Below are 26,164 nucleotides of genomic sequence, written 5' to 3' on the forward strand. Positions count from 1 at the left end.
TTATGCTTGTAAGCCAAACAATTGGGATATTTATCGTAGCAATTATATCCTATCTTTACAACTCGCTTTCAAGCGGTTTACTTAATCGTCCACTTGTAGTAGGAGCCTTAGTGGGCATCGCTTTAGGAAATATTCCCTTAGGTTGTATGACGGGCGCTGCTTGCGAATTAGTATATCTTGGAGCACAAGCTATTGGTGCAAGTAATCCACCTGATATGATTTCGGGTACAATTATTGGTACTGCTTATGTTATTACGACAGGCTCTGATGTTGCGGCTTCTGTTGCCGTCGCATTACCAGTTTCGCTTCTTATGTCATTAATTTGGGAATCTCTATTTCGGGCTACTATTGGGCCTGTCGCTGCTGCTCAAGCCGATAAATTTGCAGAGTCGGGTAATGTATTGGGTATGAATGCGGTGCATTACATCTTTACACTTGTTCAGCTACTTACGCTTTCTTCTCTTTGTGCAGTAGGCTTCTATTTAGGCGCACCTACTATGCAAGCAATAGTAAATGGAGTCCCTGCCTATGTTATAGATGGATTTAAGTATGCGATGGGCATCATACCTGCTATAGGTTTTGCTTTGCTTGCTCGTATGATTATGGATAAGAAAACCGCTTGTTTTTTACTGTTGGGCTTTTTGCTGGTGGCATACGGACATGTGAATATTGTAGGAGTTACAGTTATTGCAGCGGTATTAGTTGCCATCATTCTTTTTAACACTAATTTAGGTGCTACATCTGAAGTAAAAGAAGGTGATGATAATGAGTTTTAATAAGGTAGAAGCCAATAGCAAGCCAAATGATTCTACGTCTTTGGAAACGACACTTGCACAGCAAGAGACAAGCTTTCAAAATAAAAAGAAATTAGATAAGAAAACGCTTCGTAAAATATTTTGGCATTCTTGCATGCTTGACAGTTCGTGGAACTATGAACGCCAACAAAATATGGGTTATTCATTTGCTATCACACCAGCTATAGATGTCTTATACGACCCTGTTCGTGATGTAGAAAAGAGAAAGCGTGCTTGTACGCGCTCGCTAGACTTTATGGCTGTTACTCCACAACTCTCAACACTTCTTTTAGGCGTCAATGCCGCTATGGAAGAACAGAATGCCACCCATAGTGATTTTGATGATTCGGTAATCGCTAAAATTAAAACTTCTCTTATGGGTCCTCTGGCAGGTATTGGTGATTCTCTTATCGCGGGAACACTTAGAATTATTGGTACGGGAGTTGCTATTGGTTTTGCACAAAATGGGAGTTTATTAGGAGCGTTACTTCTACTTTTAATTTTTAATATTCCGGCTTTTATTATTCGTTATTATAGTCTTAAATTTGGTTATAATTATGGGTCTGAGATTATTAAAAGCGCAGCCAAATCAAATATAATGGAGTTAATTACTTTTGCAGCAAGTGTTGTTGGTTTGATGGCAATCGGTGCCATGGTTGCAAGTTTTGTTTCGTTTAATATTCCGTTGAGCGTTGGACAAGGTGAATTTGCAAAACCAATTACCGATTACTTCAATATGATTATGCCTGGGCTTCCACAACTTTTGCTCTTTTCATTTATGTATTGGTTATTAGGAAGACGTGGAGTAAAAACGGTTTGGGTTTTGTTAGGAACCATCGTCTTATGCATCCTTTGCTGCGTAATAGGTATTATGCTTTAGCATTATTGTTTAGTTAATTGAGCAGCCATCGAGCTTTTACTTAACCTTTGGTTATAAGGTGCACCTCTTTACAAGTTTACGTTGTAAAGAGGTGCTACGCATTGATTCCATGAGGATAGTCATGCAAGATAAAATTTTTCTCTAATTCAGCTATTGCAGTGGCTGGCCATGCGAATCAAGTCGCTTGCCGTTGTGTTTCGCCTCGTAATTAATCAAATTGATAAAAGTTCCCTGCATACCGTGGGGAATATAGCTCATAAGTGAGAGATCTCTTGGCAGATAATCAACCAAACTCAATTTTTCTACCTGCGAAATCTGTGCGGGCAACGCGTCCACAATATATTCTCGAGCCAACACACGTGCGCCTTGCTCGCTTAGTTTTTCCTCATATTGACTCATAGGCTCATCTGGACGTTCAACTCGTGCATTGTCCGATTCCCACGTACATGTATAGCCCGCGCGCACAAATTGCGTTTTGGCAAATTGCATAAGCGGATATGAGTCTGTTTTAAACGTCAGCTTTGCACCTTTAGCCAGCAAATCGCGATACACCAACAAATTATCAAGATACACCAAGCGATCACGCGCCTGCTTTTTGCGCGGAAACGGGGTTGGAAAATTAAGGTATATACGTGCCAATTCGCCTTGAGCAAAATATTCATGCAAAAGACTTGAATGCGCGCAAAATACCACCACATTAGAAAGCTTCTCGTCACAAATCTTCTGCGCCGCAATGGCTATACACAACGGCTCTATATCCACGCCAACAAAAAGCACACCAGGCTCGCGCCGTGCTGCCTCAAGCGTGAAATTTCCTTTTCCGCACCCCAAATCTAAGCGAACTTCTTCAAACGCCGCCTGTACAAATTTGCCATGTTCGTTTTGCTCACACGGACAACACCAGCTGCACCATGAACCGCGAAGCGTTTTGGGCTTCTCTACGATTGCTTTCTGGTAGCGTATAAGACGCTGTGCGAGATCAAAATTTTTTCCAAGTCGTGCGTGAAGTGCGTGCATTGCTCATACTCTTTCTTATGAGTTTTAATGGTCGTATCTATGCCTACGTATCTATGCCTATATGCTAGATTTCCTTAAACATAGTAAGGGATGGTCATTGGATATTCAAAACTTTTATAAAATGCATAGACACTGTGTGCGCTCATAGCAAGCTGTTGTAATCAATACATAGTATTGAGTGTTACCTCGTATCTTATGTAGAGTGCTGAAATTACAAACAATAATGTAGAAAGATATGGTGAGTGGTAAGAACAGTTATAAGTATAAGGATGTAAAGTTTCATATGAGGGTTCAATCGAAAGTAATACGTAATTAACCGATTCTAACTTTACTATGTATGGAGAAAGAAATAATTTATTTGCTTTTTGAATAATAATCGGCAAAAAAATAGGGGAAAGTTGTATTAAGAAGGCAAAAATACAAACAATAGTGTAAATCGTGTGTAGGATGGTATTCTGAATGGCATTGATTTTATCTTATATGATCTAAATCATACACAATCATGGGAAAACATAGGTCATTTGTGTTTAACATGTGGGTAAATATTACATAATTGTTTCCAAATTCAAAAAAGTCTTTTCACATTTCACAAAACATGACAAAGTTATTCGTAAGCAAAGTTGAATACATTATTTACGAACGAAAGACATATAGTATGTTTTTATGAACGTCTGTAAATTTTGGAATTCAATGCTTACGTTATACACGACAAGCTTTTAGGAAAGGTAGGATTAAGATGGATACAATTACCCGTCGTAATTTCCTTAAGGCATCAGCCGTCTCCATGGGCGGCATCGCCGCTTCGGCGATGTTGAGCGCTTGTGGTGCAACTGATGAGAATGCAGGTGCAGATAAGAAGAAAATTGTGCGTTTTGGCTTAGCCAATGCTAAAGTTCCTCTGGATATGCAACGCAGCACAAATTCGCTTTCTGCTTCAATTTCGGATAGCATTTGCGAATCCTTGCTTCGTTGGGATGAAACTAACAAGTTGGTTCCTGTTTTGCTTGAGTCAATTCCTCAATTTGAAGCTGATGGGGTAACCCTGCCATGCACGCTTAAATCGGGTGTCAAGTTCCATGATGGTTCAACGCTTACGTCAGCAGACGTTAAATATACGTTCGAGCGTATGTTTACCCCTGAAACTGCTGCAAAATCCACGTATATGTATACATCAATTTTAGGCGCTGCCGAGATGCTTGCTGGTAAAGCAAAAGAGCTTGCTGGTTTTAAGATTCAAGATGATACGCATTTTACTTTTACGCTTAAGGCTCCATTTGCGGCATTCCCGTCTAATCTTGCTATTTCCTATTCACACATTTTTCCTAAAGATGCTTGCGAAAAAGCAGGTAAAGATTGGGGTCAGGGTACTAATCTTATTGGAACCGGTCGCTATAAACTTGTTTCAAACGACGAAACAACCGAAGTTGTACTTGCTCGCTTTGATGACCATCACGATGGCAAGCCCGCTCTTGATGAGATCCACTATAAATACTTTGACGATCTCAACACTAAGATGCTTGCGTTTAAAAATGGCGACATAGATTATTGCGATCTTGATCCTTCGTTGCTTGCACAATATCAGGCAGATCCCGATGTTAAAGATCTTATTCATTCGTATGAATCTTTAGGTGTACATTTTATTAACCTTAACCTTAAACAAGGTAAAGGTCTTGAGGATGTGCGTGTTCGCCAGGCTTTGTCGCTGGCAATTAACCGTCAAGAGCTTGTTGATACCATTGCAAGTGGCAATGCTATTGCTGCCGGTGGTTGGCTTGCTCCTCAAACACCTGGTTCGCTTAAGGATATGGGTGCGCTTGAATATAATCCTGATAAGGCAAAAGCCTTGCTTGCCGAGGCAGGCGTAACCGATCTTAAACTTACTGCAAAAGTTCGTGCTGGTTTGAGCCAAAAACAGGTTGTAGCAGTTCAGGATTATTGGTCAAAAATAGGCGTAGATCTTGATGTACAGGTAGAAGATGCTGGCGTTTGGGCCAAAGACTGGGCAGATGGAAATCTCCAAATTACGGCACTTGGTTGGTATCCGCTTTATGCCGATGGCGATAATCACCTGTATACATACTTTTACAGCACCAGTGCTGCTAAAAAATCGTCGTTCTATAACAATCACGAGGTAGACGCTCTTTTAGATAAGGCGCGTGCTTCTCATGATGAACAAGAGCGTGCAGATATCTACAAGCAGGTTGATACCAAGATCACTCGTGAAGATTATGCAACTATTCCTCTGTACTGGCCAAAGGGAACCTTTGTTGCTAAGCCTTATGTTAAGGGCGCAGCCGTTGGCAATCTTATTTATCATACGTTTGAACTTGATGTTGATACATCAGATCCAAACTATAATCCCCAAAGCTAAGTGAGTTTTTGGTAAGGTTTCATGTAAGGATAACGAGGAGGTGCTGCGTAAAACAGCACCTTCTTCTGTTCACGCACACGATACAATTGTTAGTAAGAGGGCCTCGCTGTAAAAACATATATAGAGATGCCCAGTGCGCTTACGTTTTTTGTTTTGAATGCTTCTGTTGCTCAGGTTGTTTTGTATAAAACTAGTTAGCATATACGAATATATAAACAATTATTAACTTATGTTACAGTTTAATCACAAATTTTGAGTAATTATTTAAGTACCGTATAGTAAAGTATATACATTTCCAAGAGGAGAGGGGGAAATGGCGTGAAATATTATATCGTTAAGCGTATTTTACAAGCCATAGCAGTTGTCTTATGTATATCGCTTATTACATTTTTTGTTTTGAATATTGTACCCGGAGATCCCGTTCGTATTATGATGGGCGATATGGCAGATGAGGCTACCGTTAATCAGGTTCGCCACACCATGGGCTTAGATAGGCCAGTTGTTGAGCAATATACTACGTGGTTTACGCATATGATACGAGGAGATTTTGGCGTATCGTATGCCCAGCATAAGCCCGTTATCGCTTTGCTTGCAAAAGCTTTTACGGTTACGCTTAAACTTTCGGGTTCCGCCTATATCCTTGCTCTTGTGGTAGGCGTAAGTGTGGGCACGCTTGCAGCAGTTTTTCATGGAAAAGCACTTGACCGAGCGTTGATGTCGTTTTCAATTTTTGGTATTTCGGCTCCTTCTTTTTGGGTTGCTATTATTGTTCAGATTATTTTTGCGCTTCATCTTAAATGGTTTCCGCTTTCGGGAATTAAAACGGTTGCGAGTTTTGTACTTCCTTGTATTGCGCTTTCAACTCGGTACGCTGCAAGTATTTCGCGCGTTACGCGTACCTCTATGTTAGAAGTGCTTAACCAAGATTTTATGCGTACTGCCGAGGCCAAAGGTCTTGCACGCGTACGTATCATTTTACTTCATGGCCTTCGAAATGCAGTTATTCCTATTATTACCATTGCAGGCGCGCAATTGGGCGATATTCTTACTGGATCGCTTATTATCGAAACAGTTTTTGCCATGCCGGGTATGGGCAAGTTGCTCCTAGATGCTATCAATGCGCGTGACTTACCGCTTATTCAAGGCTCTGTTATGTATATCGCGTTAATTTGCGTTGTGGTGTACCTGATTGTCGACGTGTTGTATGCACTTGTTGATCCGCGCATTCGTTTGGGTAAGGAGGCAAATTAGTATGAAGCTATCTACGTGCATCAAAGGCTTTAAGAAGCCTAATCTTGAGCAACAAACAAAGCGTATACAAAAAGCCTCCTCTCACAGCGGATATTGGTCTATGAGCTGGAAACGTTTTACGCGCAACAAATTGGGACTGTTTTGTTTGGCTGTTATCTGTGTGCTGTGTGTGATTGCTATCTGTGCGCCGCTGTTATCGGCATATGATCCCAATGCTCAATCCTTGCCAAGCGCATTGCAAAAGCCCAATGCAACACACATCTTTGGTACCGACGAGTTTGGTCGCGACATTTTTGCACGCATTGTTTTTGGATGTCGCATTTCGCTTTCGGTAGGTATTATTTCTCAGATTATTGCCCTTGCGCTTGGCTTTTTTGCCGGTGTATGCGCAGGCTATTTTGGTGGAAAAATCGATGCTGCTATTTCGTTTGTTATACAGGTTTTTTCTTCGTTTCCGTTTTTGCTGTTTGCAATTCTTATTATGTTTGTTATGGGACCAGGCCTTATTAACCTCTATATTGCGTTAGGTCTGCTGATGTGGACATCAACCGCGCGCCTTATTAGAGGTGATGTAATGCGTCTTAAAAATTCTGAATATATTCAATCATGCATTTTAAGTGGCGGAAAAAGTTGGCGCATTATTATGAAACACCTCTTACCAAACTGTGTTTCTACCTTGATCGTTGTTTCTACGCTGGGTATTCCCAATGCTATTTTATCCGAAGCTACGCTTTCATTTTTGGGCTTGGGTGTACAGCCTCCTATGGCAAGCTGGGGTCAAATGATTGCCTCTTCTCAACCCTATATTCAATCCAATACGTATTACAGCGTTATTCCAGGGTGCGCAATTATCATCACCGTTATGGCTTTCAATCTGTTAGGTGACGCTCTGCGTGATGCGCTTGATCCAAAACTTAATCGATAAGAGGTCAGTATGAAACGTGAACTCAAAAACCCTCATAACGAAACTACATTTTGTGCTGATAAAGAACTTGTTCAAACATCAGATGTTGCTTTGGAAGCTGCTCAGAAATCAGACTCCTCGTGCGATGCGCAAAATCTTTTGCAAGTACAAGACATTGATGTTTCGCTCGAACTTGAACAGGGAAGCCTGTTAGCTCTTAACCACGTAAGTTTTGCAATGCGTCGTGGTGAAACTTTGGCGGTTGTAGGGGAGAGCGGTTGCGGTAAATCGATGACGGCGCTTTCGATTATGTCGCTTTTGCCTCGTCCCATAGCGCACGTTACACACGGCTCTATTACTTTTAACGGGCAGGATATTACGCACTTATCCCATAAAGAGCTTATGCAGTATCGCGGAAAAAGAATGAGCATGATTTTTCAAGAGCCCATGACCTCGCTCAATCCCGTTATGAGTGCTGGAAAACAAATTCGCGAAGCACTTCTTGCGCATAATCGCAATCTTAGTAAAAAAGAAGCGGATCTTCGCGCGTTGCACATGTTAGAGCTCGTGGGAATTCCTGCTCCTCAAAAAGTGTTTAAGAGTTATCCGCACGAGTTGTCTGGTGGTATGCGTCAGCGCGTGATGATTGCACAAGCACTTGCTTGTGAGCCTGAGCTTTTGATTTGCGATGAACCAACAACGGCTTTGGACGTAACAATTCAGGCACAAATTTTACAGTTACTTGATGATATGAAAACTAAGCTTAACACTGCCATTATGCTTATTACGCACGACATGGGTGTTGTGTCCGAAATGGCTGATTGGGTTTTGGTTATGTATGCAGGTCATCAGGTTGAATATACGCGCGCGTACGAGTTATTTACCAATCCTTTGCACCCGTATACCTCAGGACTTATAAATTCCATTCCGTCTCTTGATACCTCTGTTGATACCCTCTTTGCTATTGAAGGAAGTGTTCCTATGCTTTCTGATATGCCAAAAGGTTGCCCATTTCATCCAAGATGTCCGTTTGCAAAAGACATTTGCCGTACAAAACGTCCGCACATGGTGCGGACAGACGCTAAAGCATCTAATGCGCCTGTTTCTTGCGACGCGAACGAACCCGCAATAAAAGCGTCCGATACCTGCAGCGAAACAACTCACGAAGGTACGCAAAGCGAAACAATTCATGAGAGCGTACAAAGCGAAACGACTCACGAAGTTGCTTGCTGGAAATTTTCAAAAGAATGGGGTGAGGCATAATGACCACTCATATTCATCACGATAATACTCAAAGTCAAAGTACGGATGTGTCTTTGTCAGCTACTTGTACACCAGAGTCTTCGTCTGCAGAAAACCTTGACTATCATCAAACACATGATAAAACTCCTATTTTAAAGGTTCGCAATCTTACTAAAAGATATCCAGTTAAAACCTCGGTTTTCTCGCGTAAAAAAAGTTATGTTCACGCGCTTGAGCATGTGTCGTTTGACGTTCATAAAGGCGAGACATTTGCAATTGTAGGTGAAAGCGGTTGCGGTAAATCAACTACAGGAAAGTGCATTTTGCGTTTAAGTGATCCAACTTCTGGAACGGTAGAGCTTAACGGCTGCGATTTTACAGCGCTTAAAGGGAATGCTCTTATCGAAGCTCGAAAATCCATGAAATTGATTTTTCAGGATCCATACAGCTCACTTAATCCTCGTATGACCGTTGCTGATATTATTGCCGAGCCGATAGATATTGCGCACAGCTATGCATCTCGCGAAGAGCGTGAGCGTATGATAGAAGACGTGATGGAGCATGTAGGGCTTGATCTTTCGTATAAAAACCGTTATCCGCATGAGTTTTCGGGCGGTCAGCGCCAGCGTATTGGTATTGCGCGTGCAATTATTTTGTTGCCTAAGCTCATTATCTGCGATGAACCTGTATCGGCATTAGACGTATCTGTTCAGGCAAAAGTGATTAACCTGCTTAAAGAATTGCAAAAAAAGCTTGGCCTTGCCTATATTTTCATCAGCCATGATTTGTCTGTTGTAAAACATATTAGCGATACGGTTATGGTTATGTATTTGGGTCACACTATGGAGCGCGGCTCTAAGAATGACTTGTTTTCGCGACCTTTGCATCCGTACACGCAGGCATTATTGGATGTTATTCCGCGCATTGCACATGAGAGAATCCAAGATAAGCGAATTTTACAAGGCGATGTTCCAAGTCCGGTGAATCCGCCTTCTGGATGTGTGTTTCATACACGTTGTCCGCTTGCGCAAAGTGTTTGTGCGCAAAAGGAGCCCGATTTGGTGGAAATTGAGCCCGGACATGTATGTGCATGTCATGTGGTACAGCAGCGTTTTGCAAAAAGTTTGGAACAAGCACATCAAAAACTGTGCGCAAGTTAAGACAGCTGTGTTTATGCGTGCTAAGCGCGTATGCAAAATAAGACATGCCAAAAATTGTGTCAGTTTAAGGAAGCTACCTAGTACGTAAAGGAGTACAACAGATGAGTGATGTAGTTGAGCGTTTTATGAGATATTGTGCCATTCCGTCGCAATCGGATCCTTTTAATGCACAAGAGGTTCCCTCAACCAGAAGTCAGTTTGACGTATCGCGCGTTATTGCCGCAGAACTTAAAGAGCTTGGTGCCGAAAACGTTGAGCTTGATGAACATGCATATGTAACAGCATTTTGGCCTGCGTCCAAAGGCTGCGAAGATTTGCCAACACTGGGCTTTTGTACTCACGTTGATACGGCGTGGCAATCATATGGCTCTCCCGTTCATCCGCAAATTAAGCATTACGAAGGCGGAAAACTTACCATTGGTTATGATCGTCATGGCCGTGAAGTGTATGTGTCTCCCGAAACTAATCCTCAGCTTGAGCATATGGTTGGGTGGGATTTAGTCACGGCGGACGGTACATCGCTTTTGGGTGGTGATGATAAAGCAGCAGATGCCATGATCGTTTCTCTACTTGCTCGTCTTAAAGAACATCCCGAAATTCCTCATCCACGCCTTGCGCTTTCATTTGTTCCTGACGAAGAAATAGGTCACGGAGCTGCGCTTTTAGATCTTAAGAAGTTTGGCGCAACGTTTGGATATACCATTGACGGAGGACCTTTAGGTGAGTTTTGCTATGAAACGTTTAACGCAAGTGAGGTCATCGTAAAGGCAAAAGGTTTATCTGTTCATACTGGTACGGCTAAAGGTACGCTCATCAATGCGTCAGAGGCGCTTATGAAATTTCATCAGCTTATTCCTGCGCAAGAGCGTCCTGAATACACCGAAGGCTACGATGGTTTTTATTATTTGAGCTATATTAAAAGCAGTTGCGAAGAGGGTGAAGCAGGCTACATTTTACGCGATCATTCAAAAGAAATTATGGATAAACGCAAACAAACGTGCTTGGATGCTGCGCAATTTGTTAATCGTCAATATGGTTCTTCTGTCTTAAGCGTTGAAATAAAAGATCAGTATTTTAATTTGGCTGATGTGGTTACTAAACCTGAGAATAAGCACCTTATCGAAAATGCGCGCAAGGCTTACGAAAAAGTAGGCGTTCCCATGAAATTTGTTCCCATGCGTGGCGGTACCGATGGTGCACAACTTTCGTTTAGAGGATTTGCTGCTCCTAATTTATCTGCATGTTATTATAATGCGCATGGAGTTCGTGAGTTTGTTCCCGTACCCGAGCTCGAAAAAATGGTCGATATGCTTGAGGCTCTTATTGGGCTGTATGCTCAGCCTTGTGCATAAAAGTGCGGTTTTGAGAGGCTTTAGGCGCCGTATGTATGCGTGCGTATTTAGGGCGCTCGTGTAAGACGCGCGTATAAGAGCTTTCAGAAAAGAAAAATCTTTGTGTATGAAAACACCCTCTTTCATGTGAAAGAGGGTGTTTAGTTTATACATATAGGAAATTTTGCTGATAAAAAGTGTGCCTTTACCAGTGCGTTTTTACCAGCGCCCCTGTATTAGTTTTCGTGCTCACTATCTTGCAAAAGTGACATTAACGGTGGAATGATTTGTTTCTTGCGGCTTACAACACCTTTAAGAACAGCCATGCCATCAACAGGTTTTACGCCAAAAGCTTGTTCAACGATGGTTGCAATTTCGCTGGCGTCTTCGCCCCAGAACATCATCTCGGTTGTTTTACTTTTAACGTCGGTAAACATATAAAAGACCATAGGAAGTTCGTAGGACTCAGCACCAGTTTTAAGATAGGGACCAACCAATGCTTCTGCAGCTTTGCGTGAACTTTCGGTCATAAAGCTTGCTTGTCCAACACCAAAGTGAGCTTTGCCGCGTGAAAATACCTTAAAGTCACCGTTAAAGACATCTTCTGCAGTGCGGCCTGTTAAATCGGCTCCTGCATCAAACATTGCGTCAGAGTAGGTTGGAATATCTTCACCACAAATAGCTGCCAATGCTTTACCAGCGTCAACATCAAGATGCGTGCAGGTAGGCGATCTAAATGCAAGGGTATCGGACATAATAGCAGATAACATAAGACCTGCAATGTTCTTAGGAATCTCAACGCCTGCTTCTTTATACATGCCATAAATAATAGTTGAGGTACAACCAACGGGCATGTTACGAAATAGTGCTGGGCTTGAAGTCTCAATAGAGCCAATGCGGTGGTGGTCGATGATCTCCATAATTTCGGCTTGTTCAAGGCCATCAACCGCTTGTGAACGCTCGTTGTGGTCAACCAAAATAACGTGTTTCTTTTTGATTTTAAGCATGTTAGCCGAACCAACAACGCCTACATATGAGCCGTCCTCGTCTAAAACAGGGAAGAAACGATGACCTGTTTGAGAAATAGTCTTTTTAGCATCGTCTACGGTGGTGTTTACCGAGAAACGAATGATCTTTTCGGCAGAAAGCATGCATGCACGCACAGGAACCGCCATGGAAATAAGACGTGCGGCAGCATAGGTATTATAAGAAGTGGTAATAACGATGCAACCACGCTCTTTTGCACTTTGAAGTACAACATCGCTCGGTGATGCTCCGTTGCAAATAACAATGCACGAAGCACCTGCACTTACTGCAAAGTTTTGCGTTTCGTATCGATTGGTTGTTAAAACAACATCGCAGGCGTCAATAATACCGTCCATCATTTCTGGAGAAGTACCAACGCGTACATGACCTTGGGTTAAGCTTGCGTTTTCGTCACCACAAAGAAGCTTTGCATTAAGCGTTGTTAAAATGTTGGTAACAGGAGTGGCAGCTTTTGTTAAGCCCTCATCGTCTAAAATGTCCATATTTGCATTCGCAATGTCTTTAATGGCAATAAGACCTTGCAGCATATTTTTTTCGTCAATAACACAAAGTGTTCCAGCTCCAATTTCTTTCATAAGTCTCCATGCAGCAAACAAACTGGTAGAAGAGCTAATAGCCGGAAGTTTTGAAATATCGGTATCTTTAATTTGAGGAGCAACAGAGGTAATAAGTGCTGGCTCATCAAAACCAAAATGCTTGAGCGCAAATGCTGTTTCGCGGCTTACCGTACCTGCACGCCGCGCTTCATACTGCGTGGTGCCGGTTTGATTTTTAAGATATGCATATGCCATTGCAGAACAAATGCTGTCAGTATCAGGATGAAGGTGACCGATAACATTTACTTTACGTATAGCTTCTGTCATAAATAACTCCTTTATGGGTAACTACATATGCTTATGTATGGTTAAAATGCAGCTATTTATGGTTTGTGATTCATACATAACTGTATTTTCATATGTAAACATAGTACCTGTTAGCTCATGTAAAACCTACACTTATATAAGCTTTGCACAAACTCTCTAGGTTATGTGGTTTTAGTTTTAATGAGAGAACTTATAGCGCCTTTGATGCATAGACATGTGTGTACAGAGGCGTGGGTATGGTTACAAGTCTATATATTCATATGGTTTTTGTGGATATGGGTATCTGTCTCAAGGCTTCTTCATCTAATCTTCATAATGCTGTGTATGTATGAGTGTACAACTCATTACGTCTCACGCGTTGCGAGTTCAAAATTGAGTGGTATATGACCAGTAAAGGATAGTCATCCTATAAGAAATACTCATAATTGCCACAAAAAATGAAATTGTCGCACTTTTATACCCACTAATCTGCAAATATATAAGTCGGAATAGTTTTTATGTAAATGAAAACATTTTGGATAAACTCGTTGCTTATCCGCCGAGTTTATATGGACTACGTTATGGAGGGGTTATGACTAAACATGACACGCCGGTGTGTGATCCAAAACAATCCGACGAGATGCAAAAAACCGCATCATCAAACGATTGTGATACGTTAATCGACAGTGTAGAGTCTCTTGAGGCTCAGCTGAAGAAGATGCGTAAAGCTCAAAAAGTTTTTGCAACATTTACGCAAGAACAAGTTGACAAGATTTTCTTTGAGGCCGCTATGGCAGCAAATGAGGCTCGTATTCCTTTGGCGCAAGCTGCGGTAAAAGAAACGGGCATGGGTCTTGTTGAAGATAAGGTTATAAAGAATCACTTTGCAGCTGAATATATTTATAACGCATATCGTCACACCAAGACTTGCGGTACCATTTTTGAGGATAAAGCCTACGGCTTAAAAAAGATTGCCGAGCCCATTGGTATTGTAGCTGCTGTTATTCCAACAACAAACCCAACTTCTACCGCTATTTTTAAGTCACTGTTGTGCTTAAAAACTCGTAATGCTATTTTGATTTCTCCTCACCCACGCGCAAAAGCATCAACCATTCAAGCTGCTCGTATTGTGCGTGACGCTGCAGAAAAAGCAGGACTTCCACGCGACATCATTTGCTGGGTTGATAAGCCTTCTATCGAGCTTACTAATACCCTTATGCACGAAGCCGATACCATTTTGGCAACAGGTGGTCCAGGCATGGTTGCTGCTGCATATAGCTCAGGAAAACCAGCTCTTGGTGTAGGACCTGGTAACAATCCTGCAATTATTGATGAAACTGCTGACATTTTAATGTCGGTTAACTCAATTATTCACTCCAAAGTCTTTGACTACGGTATGATTTGTGCTTCCGAGAATAACGTTATCGTCTGCGATAAGGTTTACGATCAAGCAAAGGCAGAGTTTGCTCGTCGTGGCTGCTTCTTCCTTGAGGGCGACGACATTAAAAAGGTAGGAAATACCGTTATTGTTAACGGAAACATCAATCCTAAGATTGTTGGTAAGCCTGCACCTGTTATTGCCGAGATGGCAGGGGTTAAAGTTCCCGCTTCAACTAAGATTCTTATGGCAGAGGTTACCTCGGTTGAGCCTGAGGAGCCTTGGTCACACGAGAAGCTTTCACCAGTTTTGGGAATGTATCGTGCAAAAGACTTTGACACCGCTATTAAAATGGGCGAGCGTTTGATCGCCGAAGGTGGCTATGGTCATACCGCATCTTTGTTCATTAACACTAATGAAAAAGAGAAAATGGCAAAATACGAGCAAGCTATGAAGACCTGCCGTATTCTTATTAATACTCCTGCTGCACAAGGTGGTATTGGTGACATCTACAACTTTATGCTTACACCATCATTAACACTTGGTTGCGGATCTTGGGGTGGAAACTCTGTATGTGGAAACGTAGGAGTGATGAACTTGCTTAACATTAAATCTGTGGCTGAGCGCCGCGAAAACATGCTTTGGCTCAAAACTCCTGATAAGGTGTACTTCAAGAAGGGCTGCATGCCAGAAGCTCTTAAAGAGCTCAAGTACGTGCTCCACAAAAAGCGTGCATTCCTTATCACCGACCAATTCCTTTACAAGAGTGGCTTTACCAAAACTATTGAAGACACGCTGGACAGCCTTGGCATTGTTCACTCGTGCTTCTGGAATGTAGCACCAGATCCTTCGCTTCAATCTGCACGCGAAGGTCTGGCTCAACTCCGTGCTTTTGAACCTGATGTTATTCTTTCCATCGGTGGCGGTTCTGCTATGGACTGCGGTAAGATCATCTGGTTTATGTACGAGAATCCTGAAGAAAAGTTTGAGCACATGTCAGCCGACTTTATGGATATTCGTAAACGTGTATACGAATTCCCTGCAATGGGTCGTAAAGCATACTTTGTTGCTATTCCAACGTCTTCTGGTACTGGTTCTGAGGTTTCTCCGTATGCAATTATCACCGATAAAGACACTGGTGTTAAATGGCCTATTGCCGATTACCAACTAATGCCTAACATGGCAATTGTTGATACCGACAACATGATGACTCAGCCTAAGGGCTTAACCTCTGCTTCTGGTGCCGATGCAATGACGCACTGCCTTGAGTCATATGTTTCAACCATGGCTTCTGACTATACGCAAGCTATGAGCTTAAAGGGTCTCAAGCTTATTTTTGAGAATCTTGAAACTGCGTACGATGAGCCTAACAATGTATATGCTCGTGACAAGATGGCAAATGCTTCTTGTATCGCAGGTCTTGCATTCTCTAATGCATTCTTGGGTATGGTTCACTCAATGGCTCATAAGCTTGGTGCTTTCCACCACATTCCTCATGGTTGGGCAAATGGTGTTTTGCTTACGCGTGTTATGCGCTATAACGCAGCCGAAAAACCAACGCGTATGGGTACGTTCCCTCAATATGAGTATCCTCACGCTAAAGCTCGTTATTGCGAGATGGCTCGTTATTGTGGTATCACGGGCGCTAACGACGATGAAGTCTTTGAGAAATTTATTGCCAAAGTTCAATCAATTCTTGATCACATTGGCGTAAAGAAGACTATTGCAGAATACAATGTAGACGAGAAATACTTCCTCGACACGCTTGACGAAATGTCTGAGCAGGCATTTAACGACCAATGTACGGTAAGCAACCCACGTTATCCTTTGATCAACGAGATGAAGAATATCTACTTGGACGCTTATTATGGTCGCGAGCCTAAGTCGTACGAAGAGTAAACACGTGCATTAAGCTCTTTATGCGCTTTTAAGCTACTCGCATTCGATAGCCCTGTAAACCTATGTTTACGGGGCTTTTTGTTATGGTAAGATGAGCCAATTCGTGTATGAAACATCGTTTATAGTGCGTTTATAGTGCGTTTATAGTGCGTTTATAGGGCGTTTATAGTGTTCAAAATTTTAATGCGTTCAAAATTTGTAAGTAAGCCGTTAATTTTTTCGAGAAATAGGTCAAATACGCTAAGATAATCTCATACGTACAGAAGTTTTGGTTACGTTGGTGAGCCCTTGCCTCAGCTCCTGGGGAATTATAATCGGGAATCAATGTATCAAACAAAATTATCCCAGGAGGATTTTGTGAAAGAATATCTTGAATCCGCAGATGAAGTCTTAAGTAGCCTTCATACTCACGAAAAAGATGGTTTGTCTTCGGCGCAAGCATCCAAGTTGTTGGACGAATACGGGCTCAACAAGCTTGATGAAGCGCAAAAAGATTCTATCGTGAAACGATTTTTTGCGCAGATGGCAGACCCCATGGTTATCATGCTTATTATTGCGGCTGTTATTTCGCTTATCGTAGGTATCTATAACGGCGAAGGTGATTATGCCGATGTAGTTATTATCATGTTTGTGGTTATTCTTAACTCGTTCTTAGGTGTTGTACAAGAGCTTAAAGCCGAGGAAGCACTTGCAGCTTTACAAGAGATGACTGCCGCACAAAGTAAAGTTATGCGCGACGGTTCGCTCCAAAGTGTACCTTCATCTCAGCTTGTTCCTGGCGATATTATCGTCTTTGAAGCAGGAGATGCAGTTGGTGCCGACTGTCGTATTTTAGAAAGTGCTTCACTCAAAATTGAGGAAGCAGCGCTTACAGGAGAGTCGGTCCCGGTATCTAAAGTCATTGATATGTTACATCTTGGAGCGTCTGAAAAAGATGTGCCTTTAGCCGATCGTAAAAACATGTGCTACATGGGTTCAACGGTAGTTTACGGTAGAGGTCGCGGATGTGTTGTAGCAACTGGTATGAAAACAGAAATGGGCAAGATTGCTCATGCGTTAAGCAGTGTTCAAGACGAACAAACACCTCTTCAAAAGAAGTTAACCGAGCTTTCGCACAAGTTAACGGTATGGGTTGTTGCAATTTGCGCGATTATTTTTGCTGTTTCGCTTATTAAACATGGGTTTGAATTTTTATCTAATATTGAACTTGTATTGAACACATTTATGGTTGCGGTTTCTTTGGCAGTAGCTGCTATCCCCGAAGGTCTTGCTGCGGTTGTAACCATTGTTTTATCTATCGGCGTAACTAAGATGAGTAAAAAGCATGCAATTATTCGTCAGCTTTCTGCGGTAGAAACGCTTGGTTGCACACAAGTAATTTGTAGCGACAAAACGGGAACTCTTACACAAAACAAGATGACGGTTGTTGAGCGTGTAACAGGTAATTTAACAGCACATTTGCGCACTATGGCGCTCGCAAGCGATGCCGTGTGGGATGACGCAACAAATACAGCTCAAGGTGAACCTACCGAAGCTGCGCTGGTAAGTGACGCTGCAAAAAATGAATTCACTACGTCATATCTTAAACAAACACGTCCACGTGTTGGTGAAGCTCCCTTTGATTCAAGCCGTAAAATGATGTCGGTTGTGGTGAATAATAACGGATCATATATGCAGCATACTAAGGGCGCACCTGATGTTATTTTGTCGCACTGTACCACGTATCTTTCCGAAACGGGCATTGTGCCGTTTACTGACGAATTAAAAGCATATGTTATCGAACAAAATAAACAACTTGCTAATAAAGCGCTTCGCGTGATTGCGTCTGCGCGCCGTGATTGGGGTAGTAGCTGTCCAGAGTCGTTTGATGGTGCATATCTTGAGCACGACATGTGTTTTGTAGGGCTTTCGGGTATGATTGATCCTGTTCGTCCCGAGGTTAAATCGTCTATAGACGAAGCAAAATCTGCTGGTATACGTGTTGTTATGATTACGGGAGACCATATTGACACAGCGTGCGCTATTGCTCAACAATTAGGAATTATTTCTTCTCGCAAAGAAGCGCTTACCGGTGCTCAATTAGATGCTCTTAGTGACGAAGAGCTCGATGCAACTATTGAATCATATGGTGTGTACGCTCGTGTTCAGCCCGAGCATAAGGTTCGTATTGTAAGTGCGTGGAAGCATAAGCAAAAAGTTGTTGCAATGACAGGCGATGGCGTCAATGATGCACCTTCTATCAAGCGCGCAGATATTGGTATTGGTATGGGTATAACGGGTACCGATGTTACTAAGAATGTTGCTGACATGGTACTTGCTGATGATAATTTTTCTACCATCATTAATGCGTGCCGAGAGGGAAGACGTATTTACGATAACATTCGCAAATGTATTCAATTTTTACTTTCTTCCAATCTTGCTGAAGTTATTTCGGTTTTTGTTGCTTCATTTATTGGCTTTACTATTTTGGAACCAACGCACTTGCTTTGGATTAACCTTATTACCGATTCGCTGCCTGCCCTTGCAATGGCAACCGAAGGTGCCGAGCCAGGTATCATGAAACGCAAACCTCGTAGTGCCAAAGACGGCATTTTTGCAGGTGGCGTTGGTGTTGATATTATGTTCCAAGGTATTGCGATTTCTGTTCTTACACTCATTAGTTATTTTATTGGTCATTATCTTGAATTTGGCACGATGGATATATCTCAGGTTCTTCAGAATCCAAGCGCAGGTATTCATGGAATGACCATGGCATTTTTAACGCTTTCAATGGTTGAGATGTTTCATTCGCTTAATATGCGTAGTATGCATCAATCCATTTTTACGCTTAAGAAGCAAAATATGTGGTTGTGGGGTGCCTTTGTGTTTGCATTGTTGCTTACCTATCTGGTTATCGAAACACCACTTGCGCAAGCTTTTAACTTTGCCGAAATCGGTTGGGAAGAATATGCAGCTGCCCTTATTTTAGCTGCGCTTATTATCCCAATTGTTGAAATCGAAAAATGGTTTGCACGCCGCGGACAGCGCGTATGTGCATAACGTTTTTGCTTTAAGATTTGGATGCGTATGAAGTCGTTAAAGCATAAGGTTGCCAAGAAGGTTCATCAGAAGGCTTGTGTTGATGCGTGTGGAGCGCATGCATTACATGATGAGGAAACACAAAGCGTCAAATCAGTCGTTTCATCTGACGTCCTTGCTGATGTTGATACTGGTATAAGTGTTGAGAGCCCTTCGTCTACCGCGGGTCTTGCAGCTTTCTTTCCAAGCTTTAACGACTTTTATGTATCGCCTGATATTTGCGAAGCAGCTGCGTGCGAAATTCGTACTCTTTGCAGCAAGCATCATGTTGCTGAAGATACGTTGTTTTTGGGTAAATGTATAAGCCTTGATAGAGGATTTCCGCTTATTTGTACCAAAACGGCTACTATTCGCTGTGAGTTTTCTGCGCTGTTGACAAAGTCGAAGTCAGAAAAAAATGTTGTTGTTGGTGACTGGCTTATCGTGGGAATACCTTGTAATCACGAAATGGGCATTATGTACAAAATTTTGCCTCGCGTGCATACGGTAAGTCGTTGGAGAGGCGATTCCCGTGCACAAATGCAGGTTTTAGCTGCTCACGTTGATATAGTTTTGCTTGTTCAACCGTTTATGCGCGCAGGTTTGGATTTGGCGCGTATTGTGAGAACGGCCGTGATTGCACAAGACTGTGGGTGTTCGTGTGCTGTTGTTTGCACAAAAGTTGATCGAGTTGGTCTTTCTCAATATAAAGACGCGCTTATGACCCTAAGCGCGTTATTAGCCACCCAGATTGAAATTGTTGTCTCTTCGCAGGATTTGCATTTTATGGAGAGCGCTGCGTCTTATAAAGAGTTTGCAGTTGAGCATGGCATTCATTGGGGTGCGTCTGAGATTTTGCAGCTTGTGGGTAGTAAAACCTGCGCCATGCTTCTAGGTGAGTCGGGCGCTGGGAAATCTAGTCTGCTTAATCTTCTTCTTAAACGCCCCGTTCAGCGCATTGGCTCTACACGTTCAAAGGACGATAGTGGACGTCACACCACTGTTTCGCGTCAAATGATTACTCTTCCATCAGCTGGATGTATTATTGATTGTCCGGGATTAAGAACTTTGCCGCTTATGGGGCATGAGGCAGGTTTGGCTCAAACGTTTCCGCTTTTAACCGTGGCGGTCGAACATTGTAAATTTAGAAATTGTTCTCATAAAAAAGAGCCTGGATGTGCTGTTCGTGCGCTTGAATCTTCGCAGCATGTTTTTTCTGGATCTATTGATATATATGTTGCGCTTTTAGACGAAATGAATTCATCTGCTCATATGCTTGATAAGGACATTTCGCATCGATATATTTAAGGCATGGTTGTATTTTTGTGCGCTGTTGCCTCGCAGCTCATCCATCACGACCGTCGCAACGCAGTATTACAGCGCAAACACCACGTCCTTGCATCGCAGTATTACAGAGCTAACTTCACGCCATCGCAGCGCAGTATTACAGAGCTAACGTCACGCCATCGCAGCGCAGTATTACGCCACAATATCACACGGTATCCATCACATTATCTTCACAACCGACAACTTTGATAATTATCATTTTTGTTTTTTGCGCTCCTATTACGTTTTTCTGCATAGTTCATTATTACTATTTCTATTTAGGTTTTAGAACATCCAAGGAACCAACTCGTCTTTTAAAATAGATTTCTTCAAGCTATTTATAAAGGCTTTTCCTTAGCATATTTGTGCAATTTCTACTAGAAATTAGGCATGCTACCTGCACGTTTTGTGCATGCTTCTTTTTGTATTCTCGCGTTATCGTTCGATATTTTGTGAGAGTATGTCCTCGTAATATTTTGTGCGAGGAGGTGGACGATGTCGTTAAAATTTCGTTTGTTGTGCGCTGTGTTGTGTGCGCTTTTGGCTATGTATGCCAGTTTTTCTTATGCACAATCTGTGCGTAGCGATGCACAAAAAGCTCGTGATGATGCGATTGCTTCATACGGGGGAGATGTAGTACGCCTTGTTGTTACTGCTCATCCCTTGCAAATTGGTGACACGATTAAAGCTGAGGACATAGTTGTGCGTGACTGGGTTTCGGACTTGGCTCCAAAAGATGCGTATTTAAACAGCGATGACGTGATAGGTAAGGAAGTCAAAGTTGCGGTAGGCGAAAATGTACCCCTTTCAACCATGCATTTTACAGAATCGGATGACGAACTTGTAATTCCTAATGGCAGAGTTGCTCTTAGTTTACCTATGAATGAAAGACTTGGTATAGGACTGCATATTACTCCTCGCACCCAGGTCCTTGGATACGACACTACCAACAAAACTACGCATCTTATTACCAAAGATATGATTGCGCTATGCGTAAAGGAAGCTCAACCGGCGCAAAATATTCCTGCACAATTGGTGCTGGCGGTATATCCCACAGATGTCACGCGCGTGCTATCGGCTGCAGCCACTCAAAGTTTAAGATTGGTAATTCCTGCGGTAGATGTACAAGACCTTAAAGACGATTCACAACAAGTAGAGAGCGAACATACAAAAGAAATTTCTTCGAAAAGCGCGATTCGTAGAGATGATTCCCCAAAAGAAAAAGATCATGCACAAAAAAGTTCTGAGAGCGGTTTGAAAAAGAATGATACAGCTTCATCAGCACATGTGACAGATGAATCAAAACATACGTAATTGTAATTGTGCAAGGTCCGTTTTAAGCGAAATACGTGCAACACATTAATACATTGTGCACGTGCTGTAAAAATCTTTCTGTGAGGTGAGCGATTATGACTTATACCTGGATTGCTTGTTGCGCTCCACAAAATAGGTTATTGATGGTACAGACCCTTCAACATATGGAGCATGCAACGATCTCACATTATTTTGACGATGGACTCCAGCTGCGCAATTATGTGCGGATACAAAACTTAACTTCGTGTGCGGTTATGGTTGGTTTGACGGCAAGTGGCGTTTCAGATGTAAATCTAGCCGCAGCACTTGTTATGGATGGCTGTGCTCGCGTTGTGCTGGTGGGGCGTTGTATCTCGGGGTCTTTGCGATCGCGTGCCTTACAAGCAGGGATTCACGATGTTTGGGATATTGGGAGCGCTGTTTGTGCTGAGGAGCAAAGTAATACACAAATAAGCACGTATGAGCATGTGTCCTTGCCACAATCAGATACTGTGTCTCAAGCTTCGTCCAGGATCTTGAATTCTGAAGAAGTAACTCCTTCTCAAACGATTACCTTTGATGAGGTATATCAAAATTTACAAACGTTACTTTCACAGTTTTCAGCACTCGTAAAGGCCTCTCACGAGATGTCCTCTTCAACAGGTAAGTCGTTTACTACAGCAACAGATGCCTGTTTATCTACTGATAATCAACGTTTATTGATAGATAATTCTCAAGATATGCTTGATATAGATGACGATGATATTTTCAAAGATACCCTGCATGTAAATCTATCTCCAAGTAAAGGCATAAATCGCGTGCAACAAGAGCGCTGTGCGAATGATGTACATGATGAGGATCATTATGTAAATCAGGTAGATCAAATGTGTGCGTTTGTACCAATGCCGCAGAAGCCTGCAGTGTCTACATCGTCTGCGAGTTTGCAAACAGCTACATCAGATACAGAATCAATAATGTTTCCCTCTACAACTTCGCCAGCGTCAATACCAACACCGACATCATCTGCGCCCACAGCTGTGTCAACGACAAAACCGACAACGTCTTCCTCTACAACAGTACCTGCATCAGCTGCAGAGCCTATAGCGTTTTCCCCTGTGTCTGCGTTGCAACAGACACAAACCGCAACATCTTATGAACTTGGAGCTGCTCCTATTATTAGCTTTGTTTCTGGGAGAGGAGGTATGGGTAAAACAGCTTTAGTTGCTACATGCGCTGAATTAGCTCGGGATATGGGTTTTAGGATTGCTCTTCTTGATTTTGATTTATCGGGTGGAAATCTTGCATTTTGTTTTGGCGTTAAACGACCTTATGATTTAAGTCGTATATCGCATGATGTTATGTGTGATGACCTGATTGCAAAGAGTGCCACGCTTATAGATGATGCATGTCTTTTATGGGGTCCGTGCGAAAAGCCTGAAATGGCTGAGACAATTTCTCCTCATATTGGTGCAATTTTAAGGTATGTAACGCACAACTTTGATCTGGTTTTTGCAGATACTTCTACCACGTTTACCGATGCTGTAGCGCAAGTGGTGCAAGCGAGTACACGTGTTGCAATTGTTCACGATGATTTACCCGATGCAATTTCTGCGCTTGCAAAAACGGCTGCTTTAGCAGTAAGGCTTGGTGTACCGCGTACAAGGATTTGTAGGATAGACAATTTTAGTAATCCTCATAGTCGATTTGACATAGATTTTGGACGTAGCGAAATAGGTTTGGAGGGTGCTCAAGCATATAAAATTGTAGATGGAGGTATGGATATACATGAGCTTCTTGCAACTGGACATGTGAGAGAACTCATACAAGTACATAATGCTTATGTAAAATCAGTTCAGGCTATGCTAACGGAGTTTATTCACGATTTAGCATTAAAACCTTCAAATTCAACTGAGGCGTATGCACCAGCTTCTGCGAAAAATTCAATTAAGGGTCGAAAATTACATCTTGCATTTTTTAATCGCCATAAAGAGGCGATGTAAATGTCACTTTTGGAACGTATACGTGCTTTAGAGCCTAAAGAGCAATCGAGCTATAGAGGAAATGCACCTCGCAAGCCAAAATCAGATTTTTATGACTCGTTTCATGCAAAACGAAGGAAGCGTCTTCAAGAAGCATTGGTGGATAGATTGGGCCTCTCAACGATTGCAACGATGATGCAGTCTTACGATACCGCGCGTCTTAAAGAGGAAATTGATGTTGCATGTCGTGACCTTTTGCACACTGAGATGTTTAGTGATGTTCCAGAGCATGACTACGAACAGTTAATACGTGGAGTAAGCGATACCATTTGTGGATTGGGTCCAATTCAAAGCTTGCTTGATGATCCGTGTGTAACCGAAATTATGATTAACGGTTGTGACTCACTTTTCTACGAAAAAGATGGTTGCTTGCATGAAGCGTCTGCCATGTTTGAGAGCTCTGAGCAAATCATGATGATTATTGATAGGATTTTGTCTCCCTTGGGACGAAGGCTTGATAGGAGTAGCCCCATTGTTAATGCACGACTGGCTAATGGAGATCGTGTAAATGCTGTTTTTGAATCTGTTGCCCTTAATGGGCCTAGTGTAACGATTAGAAAATTTTCCAATAGAATTACGTCGCTGGATCAGTTGGTAAACCTTGGATCTCTTCCTGCGTGGTACGCACAGCTTCTCAAATGGGCGGTTTTATATCGACAAGATATAGCTGTAGCCGGTGGAACTGGATCGGGGAAAACAACACTTTTAAATGCACTTTCATGTGAGATTAGTAAATCAGAGCGTATTGTGACAATAGAAGATTCTGCGGAATTAAAGTTTGATTCTCATCCTGATGTTGTGCATCTTGAGGCACAAGACGCATCGATCGAAGGAACGGGTGAAATAACTATTCGAGACCTCGTAAAAAATGCATTACGTATGAGGCCTGATCGTATTGTTGTAGGGGAGTGCAGAGGCAGCGAAACAATCGATATGCTTCAGGCAATGAATACTGGTCACGATGGCTCTCTTACTACACTTCATGCAGGTACTGCAGAAGAAGCAATATTGCGTTTGGTTCTTATGGCGAGATTTGGAATGGATTTACCTGCAAATATTATTGAGGAACAGATTGCTTCTGCGCTTGATTTGTTAGTTATGTCGGTGCGTATTGAATCAGGGAAACGCTTTGTTACCTCGCTTTCTGAAGTTTCTCAGGGTCCATCAGGTCATGTTCGGCTTACTGAATGCGTTTCCTTTGATCAAGTTCATGCCGAGTGGTCATTAGTTAAAGAGCCTAGCTTTTTGTCGCATCTTGTTTTAGCAAAACTGGTTAAAAAAGAGGAGGTTAAAGCATGGAAACAGCAAGTTTGTGCTGCTTAAATGCCTTGTTGGTTTTTATCGGCTGTATGGTAGTACTTCCTAGCATGGCTCTTTCTTCTAAAACACTTGTATACTTACAAATGCAAAAACTTGCGTATGTGCTGTGTAAATTTATCGCTCGAACTCCTCTTATACGCTTTCTTTTGTCGTATAAAACGTTTACAACAATTGCTTTGTATGTGCAGGCTCGTGCCCGAAAACTTGGATATACACTCCGTGTAGAGGATGCATGCGCTGTAACACTTATTTTGTTTGTTGTAATGCTTATTTCGGTATTGCTGTTTTCACGTTCATTCGCGGCACCGCTGTTATGTGCAGCATGTTGCGTATGTGCTTGCCCCATGTTTGCTCATCGTCTTGAGCAGCTTCAAAAGACCACATTATGCCATGATATGCCTGATATTTTTAGAATGCTTGGTATGGCACTTGCAGCCGGACAAACATTTTCACAAGCTATTGCATATGTGGGACAACATCAACCGGGAGAAGCAGGAAAAGCTTTTCAAAAGGCCTCTCTCAAGTTGCGCTGTGGTAGTTCAATATCAGAGGTACTTAATGATATGGCTCATACACTGCAAGCTCCCGGTGTGAAGTTTTTGATTACGGCACTATTTATATCTCAGCGAACAGGTGCACCGTTGAAATCACTTTTTAGGCAGTCGGCGCAGCTTGTAGAACAGCAGGAAAAGTTCAAAAAATTACTCTCTGTAAAAACTGCACAAGCACGTTTAAGCATACGAGTTGTTTCAAGTTTGCCTTTGGTACTTATATCTGTTCTATCGTGTATCTCTTTAGATTTTCAAAAGGGGATTACACGGCCTGCTGGTCTCATTTCTTTAGGTATTGCAGCTTTTTTAGATTTTATTGCATTGATGATTATTCGCTCACTTCTGAAAGGGGCATTCCATGACATCTAATGGCTTAATTTCGATAATGCAAAGCGGACTCTTGATATTTTTGGGCTGCAGTATTTTTTTGAGAACGCGACCTCATTATATGGATACCGCACG

General features: G+C 42.2%; 17 protein-coding genes. 15 read left to right on the forward strand and 2 right to left on the reverse strand.

Annotated elements, in window-relative coordinates; translation table 11 throughout:
- Window positions 1-2: 2 nt before the first annotated feature.
- Together HMPREF0091_RS02750 and HMPREF0091_RS02755 are read left to right on the forward strand one after the other, a co-directional pair.
- Entirely contained in the window at window positions 3-776 is a 774-nt protein-coding gene (locus HMPREF0091_RS02750) for a PTS mannose/fructose/sorbose/N-acetylgalactosamine transporter subunit IIC (RefSeq protein WP_006302732.1), read from the forward strand.
- Complete coding sequence (locus HMPREF0091_RS02755) at window positions 766-1,674, forward strand: PTS system mannose/fructose/sorbose family transporter subunit IID (protein WP_010241948.1); 909 nt, start codon at window positions 766-768, stop codon at window positions 1,672-1,674. Before HMPREF0091_RS02750 ends, HMPREF0091_RS02755 begins: the two co-directional genes overlap by 11 nt.
- 150 nt (window positions 1,675-1,824) lie before the next feature.
- Here HMPREF0091_RS02755 and trmB read toward each other — a convergent pair whose 3' ends face one another.
- Complete coding sequence (trmB, locus tag HMPREF0091_RS02760; protein WP_006302734.1) at window positions 1,825-2,691, reverse strand: tRNA (guanine(46)-N(7))-methyltransferase TrmB; 867 nt, start codon at window positions 2,689-2,691, stop codon at window positions 1,825-1,827.
- A 736-nt stretch (window positions 2,692-3,427) separates the two neighbouring features.
- Between trmB and HMPREF0091_RS02765 the strand changes: the two genes are divergently transcribed.
- The 6 genes from HMPREF0091_RS02765 (at window position 3,428) to pepT (ending at window position 10,971) form a co-directional block, all read left to right on the forward strand.
- Window positions 3,428-5,062 (forward strand): ABC transporter substrate-binding protein, encoded by a 1,635-nt coding sequence (locus tag HMPREF0091_RS02765; RefSeq protein WP_006302735.1) that lies wholly within the window; start codon window positions 3,428-3,430, stop codon window positions 5,060-5,062.
- A 318-nt stretch (window positions 5,063-5,380) separates the two neighbouring features.
- Entirely contained in the window at window positions 5,381-6,313 is a 933-nt protein-coding gene (locus HMPREF0091_RS02770) for an ABC transporter permease (protein ID WP_006302736.1), read from the forward strand.
- A 1-nt stretch (window position 6,314) separates the two neighbouring features.
- Entirely contained in the window at window positions 6,315-7,238 is a 924-nt protein-coding gene (locus tag HMPREF0091_RS02775) for an ABC transporter permease (RefSeq protein ID WP_006302737.1), read from the forward strand.
- Between the two features lie 9 nt (window positions 7,239-7,247).
- Entirely contained in the window at window positions 7,248-8,480 is a 1,233-nt protein-coding gene (locus tag HMPREF0091_RS02780; RefSeq protein WP_006302738.1) for an ABC transporter ATP-binding protein, read from the forward strand.
- Window positions 8,480-9,619, forward strand: a complete 1,140-nt coding sequence (locus HMPREF0091_RS02785; RefSeq protein ID WP_006302739.1) for an ABC transporter ATP-binding protein — start codon at window positions 8,480-8,482, stop codon at window positions 9,617-9,619. The genes HMPREF0091_RS02780 and HMPREF0091_RS02785 overlap by 1 nt, the downstream gene beginning before the upstream one ends.
- Before the next feature lie 101 nt (window positions 9,620-9,720).
- Entirely contained in the window at window positions 9,721-10,971 is a 1,251-nt protein-coding gene (pepT, locus tag HMPREF0091_RS02790; protein ID WP_006302740.1) for a peptidase T, read from the forward strand.
- Between the two features lie 215 nt (window positions 10,972-11,186).
- On the opposite strand, the gene HMPREF0091_RS02795 is transcribed toward pepT, so the two are convergent.
- Entirely contained in the window at window positions 11,187-12,860 is a 1,674-nt protein-coding gene (locus tag HMPREF0091_RS02795) for a putative manganese-dependent inorganic diphosphatase (protein WP_006302741.1), read from the reverse strand.
- A 619-nt stretch (window positions 12,861-13,479) separates the two neighbouring features.
- Here HMPREF0091_RS02795 and adhE point away from each other — a divergent pair.
- From adhE to HMPREF0091_RS02830, 7 genes are all read left to right on the forward strand, one after another.
- Window positions 13,480-16,116 carry a bifunctional acetaldehyde-CoA/alcohol dehydrogenase gene (adhE, locus tag HMPREF0091_RS02800; protein ID WP_035434572.1) on the forward strand — a complete coding sequence of 879 codons (2,637 nt, stop codon included), beginning with the start codon at window positions 13,480-13,482 and terminating at the stop codon, window positions 16,114-16,116.
- Between the two features lie 357 nt (window positions 16,117-16,473).
- Window positions 16,474-19,155 (forward strand): cation-translocating P-type ATPase, encoded by a 2,682-nt coding sequence (locus tag HMPREF0091_RS02805; RefSeq protein WP_010241953.1) that lies wholly within the window; start codon window positions 16,474-16,476, stop codon window positions 19,153-19,155.
- A gap of 27 nt (window positions 19,156-19,182) precedes the next feature.
- Complete coding sequence (rsgA, locus tag HMPREF0091_RS02810) at window positions 19,183-20,481, forward strand: ribosome small subunit-dependent GTPase A (protein ID WP_010241954.1); 1,299 nt, start codon at window positions 19,183-19,185, stop codon at window positions 20,479-20,481.
- Between the two features lie 513 nt (window positions 20,482-20,994).
- Window positions 20,995-21,813, forward strand: a complete 819-nt coding sequence (locus HMPREF0091_RS02815) for an SAF domain-containing protein (RefSeq protein WP_010241955.1) — start codon at window positions 20,995-20,997, stop codon at window positions 21,811-21,813.
- Between the two features lie 143 nt (window positions 21,814-21,956).
- Window positions 21,957-23,792: an AAA family ATPase gene (locus HMPREF0091_RS02820; RefSeq protein WP_006302747.1), complete on the forward strand. Its 1,836-nt coding sequence runs from the start codon at window positions 21,957-21,959 to the stop codon at window positions 23,790-23,792.
- Window positions 23,793-25,154, forward strand: coding sequence for a CpaF family protein (locus HMPREF0091_RS02825; RefSeq protein WP_006302748.1), 1,362 nt, complete (start codon window positions 23,793-23,795; stop codon window positions 25,152-25,154).
- Window positions 25,127-26,071: a type II secretion system F family protein gene (locus tag HMPREF0091_RS02830; RefSeq protein ID WP_010241958.1), complete on the forward strand. Its 945-nt coding sequence runs from the start codon at window positions 25,127-25,129 to the stop codon at window positions 26,069-26,071. Before HMPREF0091_RS02825 ends, HMPREF0091_RS02830 begins: the two co-directional genes overlap by 28 nt.
- Window positions 26,072-26,164: the final 93 nt, after the last annotated feature.

Origin of the sequence: Fannyhessea vaginae DSM 15829, from assembly GCF_000159235.2 — a bacterium.
GTDB lineage: Bacteria > Actinomycetota > Coriobacteriia > Coriobacteriales > Atopobiaceae > Fannyhessea > Fannyhessea vaginae.

Bases quoted from the DNA above. Each gene is read 5' to 3' on its own strand.
- HMPREF0091_RS02815 (WP_010241955.1), top strand. From the start codon at position 20,995: ATGTCGTTAAAATTTCGTTTGTTGTGCGCTGTGTTGTGTGCGCTTTTG.
- adhE (WP_035434572.1), top strand. From the start codon at position 13,480: ATGCAAAAAACCGCATCATCAAACGATTGTGATACGTTAATCGACAGT.
- HMPREF0091_RS02825 (WP_006302748.1), top strand. From the start codon at position 23,793: ATGTCACTTTTGGAACGTATACGTGCTTTAGAGCCTAAAGAGCAATCG.
- HMPREF0091_RS02750 (WP_006302732.1), top strand. From the start codon at position 3: ATGCTTGTAAGCCAAACAATTGGGATATTTATCGTAGCAATTATATCC.
- trmB (WP_006302734.1), bottom strand. From the start codon at position 2,691: ATGCACGCACTTCACGCACGACTTGGAAAAAATTTTGATCTCGCACAG.
- rsgA (WP_010241954.1), top strand. From the start codon at position 19,183: ATGAAGTCGTTAAAGCATAAGGTTGCCAAGAAGGTTCATCAGAAGGCT.
- HMPREF0091_RS02785 (WP_006302739.1), top strand. From the start codon at position 8,480: ATGACCACTCATATTCATCACGATAATACTCAAAGTCAAAGTACGGAT.
- HMPREF0091_RS02795 (WP_006302741.1), bottom strand. From the start codon at position 12,860: ATGACAGAAGCTATACGTAAAGTAAATGTTATCGGTCACCTTCATCCT.
- HMPREF0091_RS02780 (WP_006302738.1), top strand. From the start codon at position 7,248: ATGAAACGTGAACTCAAAAACCCTCATAACGAAACTACATTTTGTGCT.
- HMPREF0091_RS02820 (WP_006302747.1), top strand. From the start codon at position 21,957: ATGGTACAGACCCTTCAACATATGGAGCATGCAACGATCTCACATTAT.
- HMPREF0091_RS02765 (WP_006302735.1), top strand. From the start codon at position 3,428: ATGGATACAATTACCCGTCGTAATTTCCTTAAGGCATCAGCCGTCTCC.
- pepT (WP_006302740.1), top strand. From the start codon at position 9,721: ATGAGTGATGTAGTTGAGCGTTTTATGAGATATTGTGCCATTCCGTCG.
- HMPREF0091_RS02775 (WP_006302737.1), top strand. From the start codon at position 6,315: ATGAAGCTATCTACGTGCATCAAAGGCTTTAAGAAGCCTAATCTTGAG.
- HMPREF0091_RS02830 (WP_010241958.1), top strand. From the start codon at position 25,127: ATGGAAACAGCAAGTTTGTGCTGCTTAAATGCCTTGTTGGTTTTTATC.
- HMPREF0091_RS02755 (WP_010241948.1), top strand. From the start codon at position 766: ATGAGTTTTAATAAGGTAGAAGCCAATAGCAAGCCAAATGATTCTACG.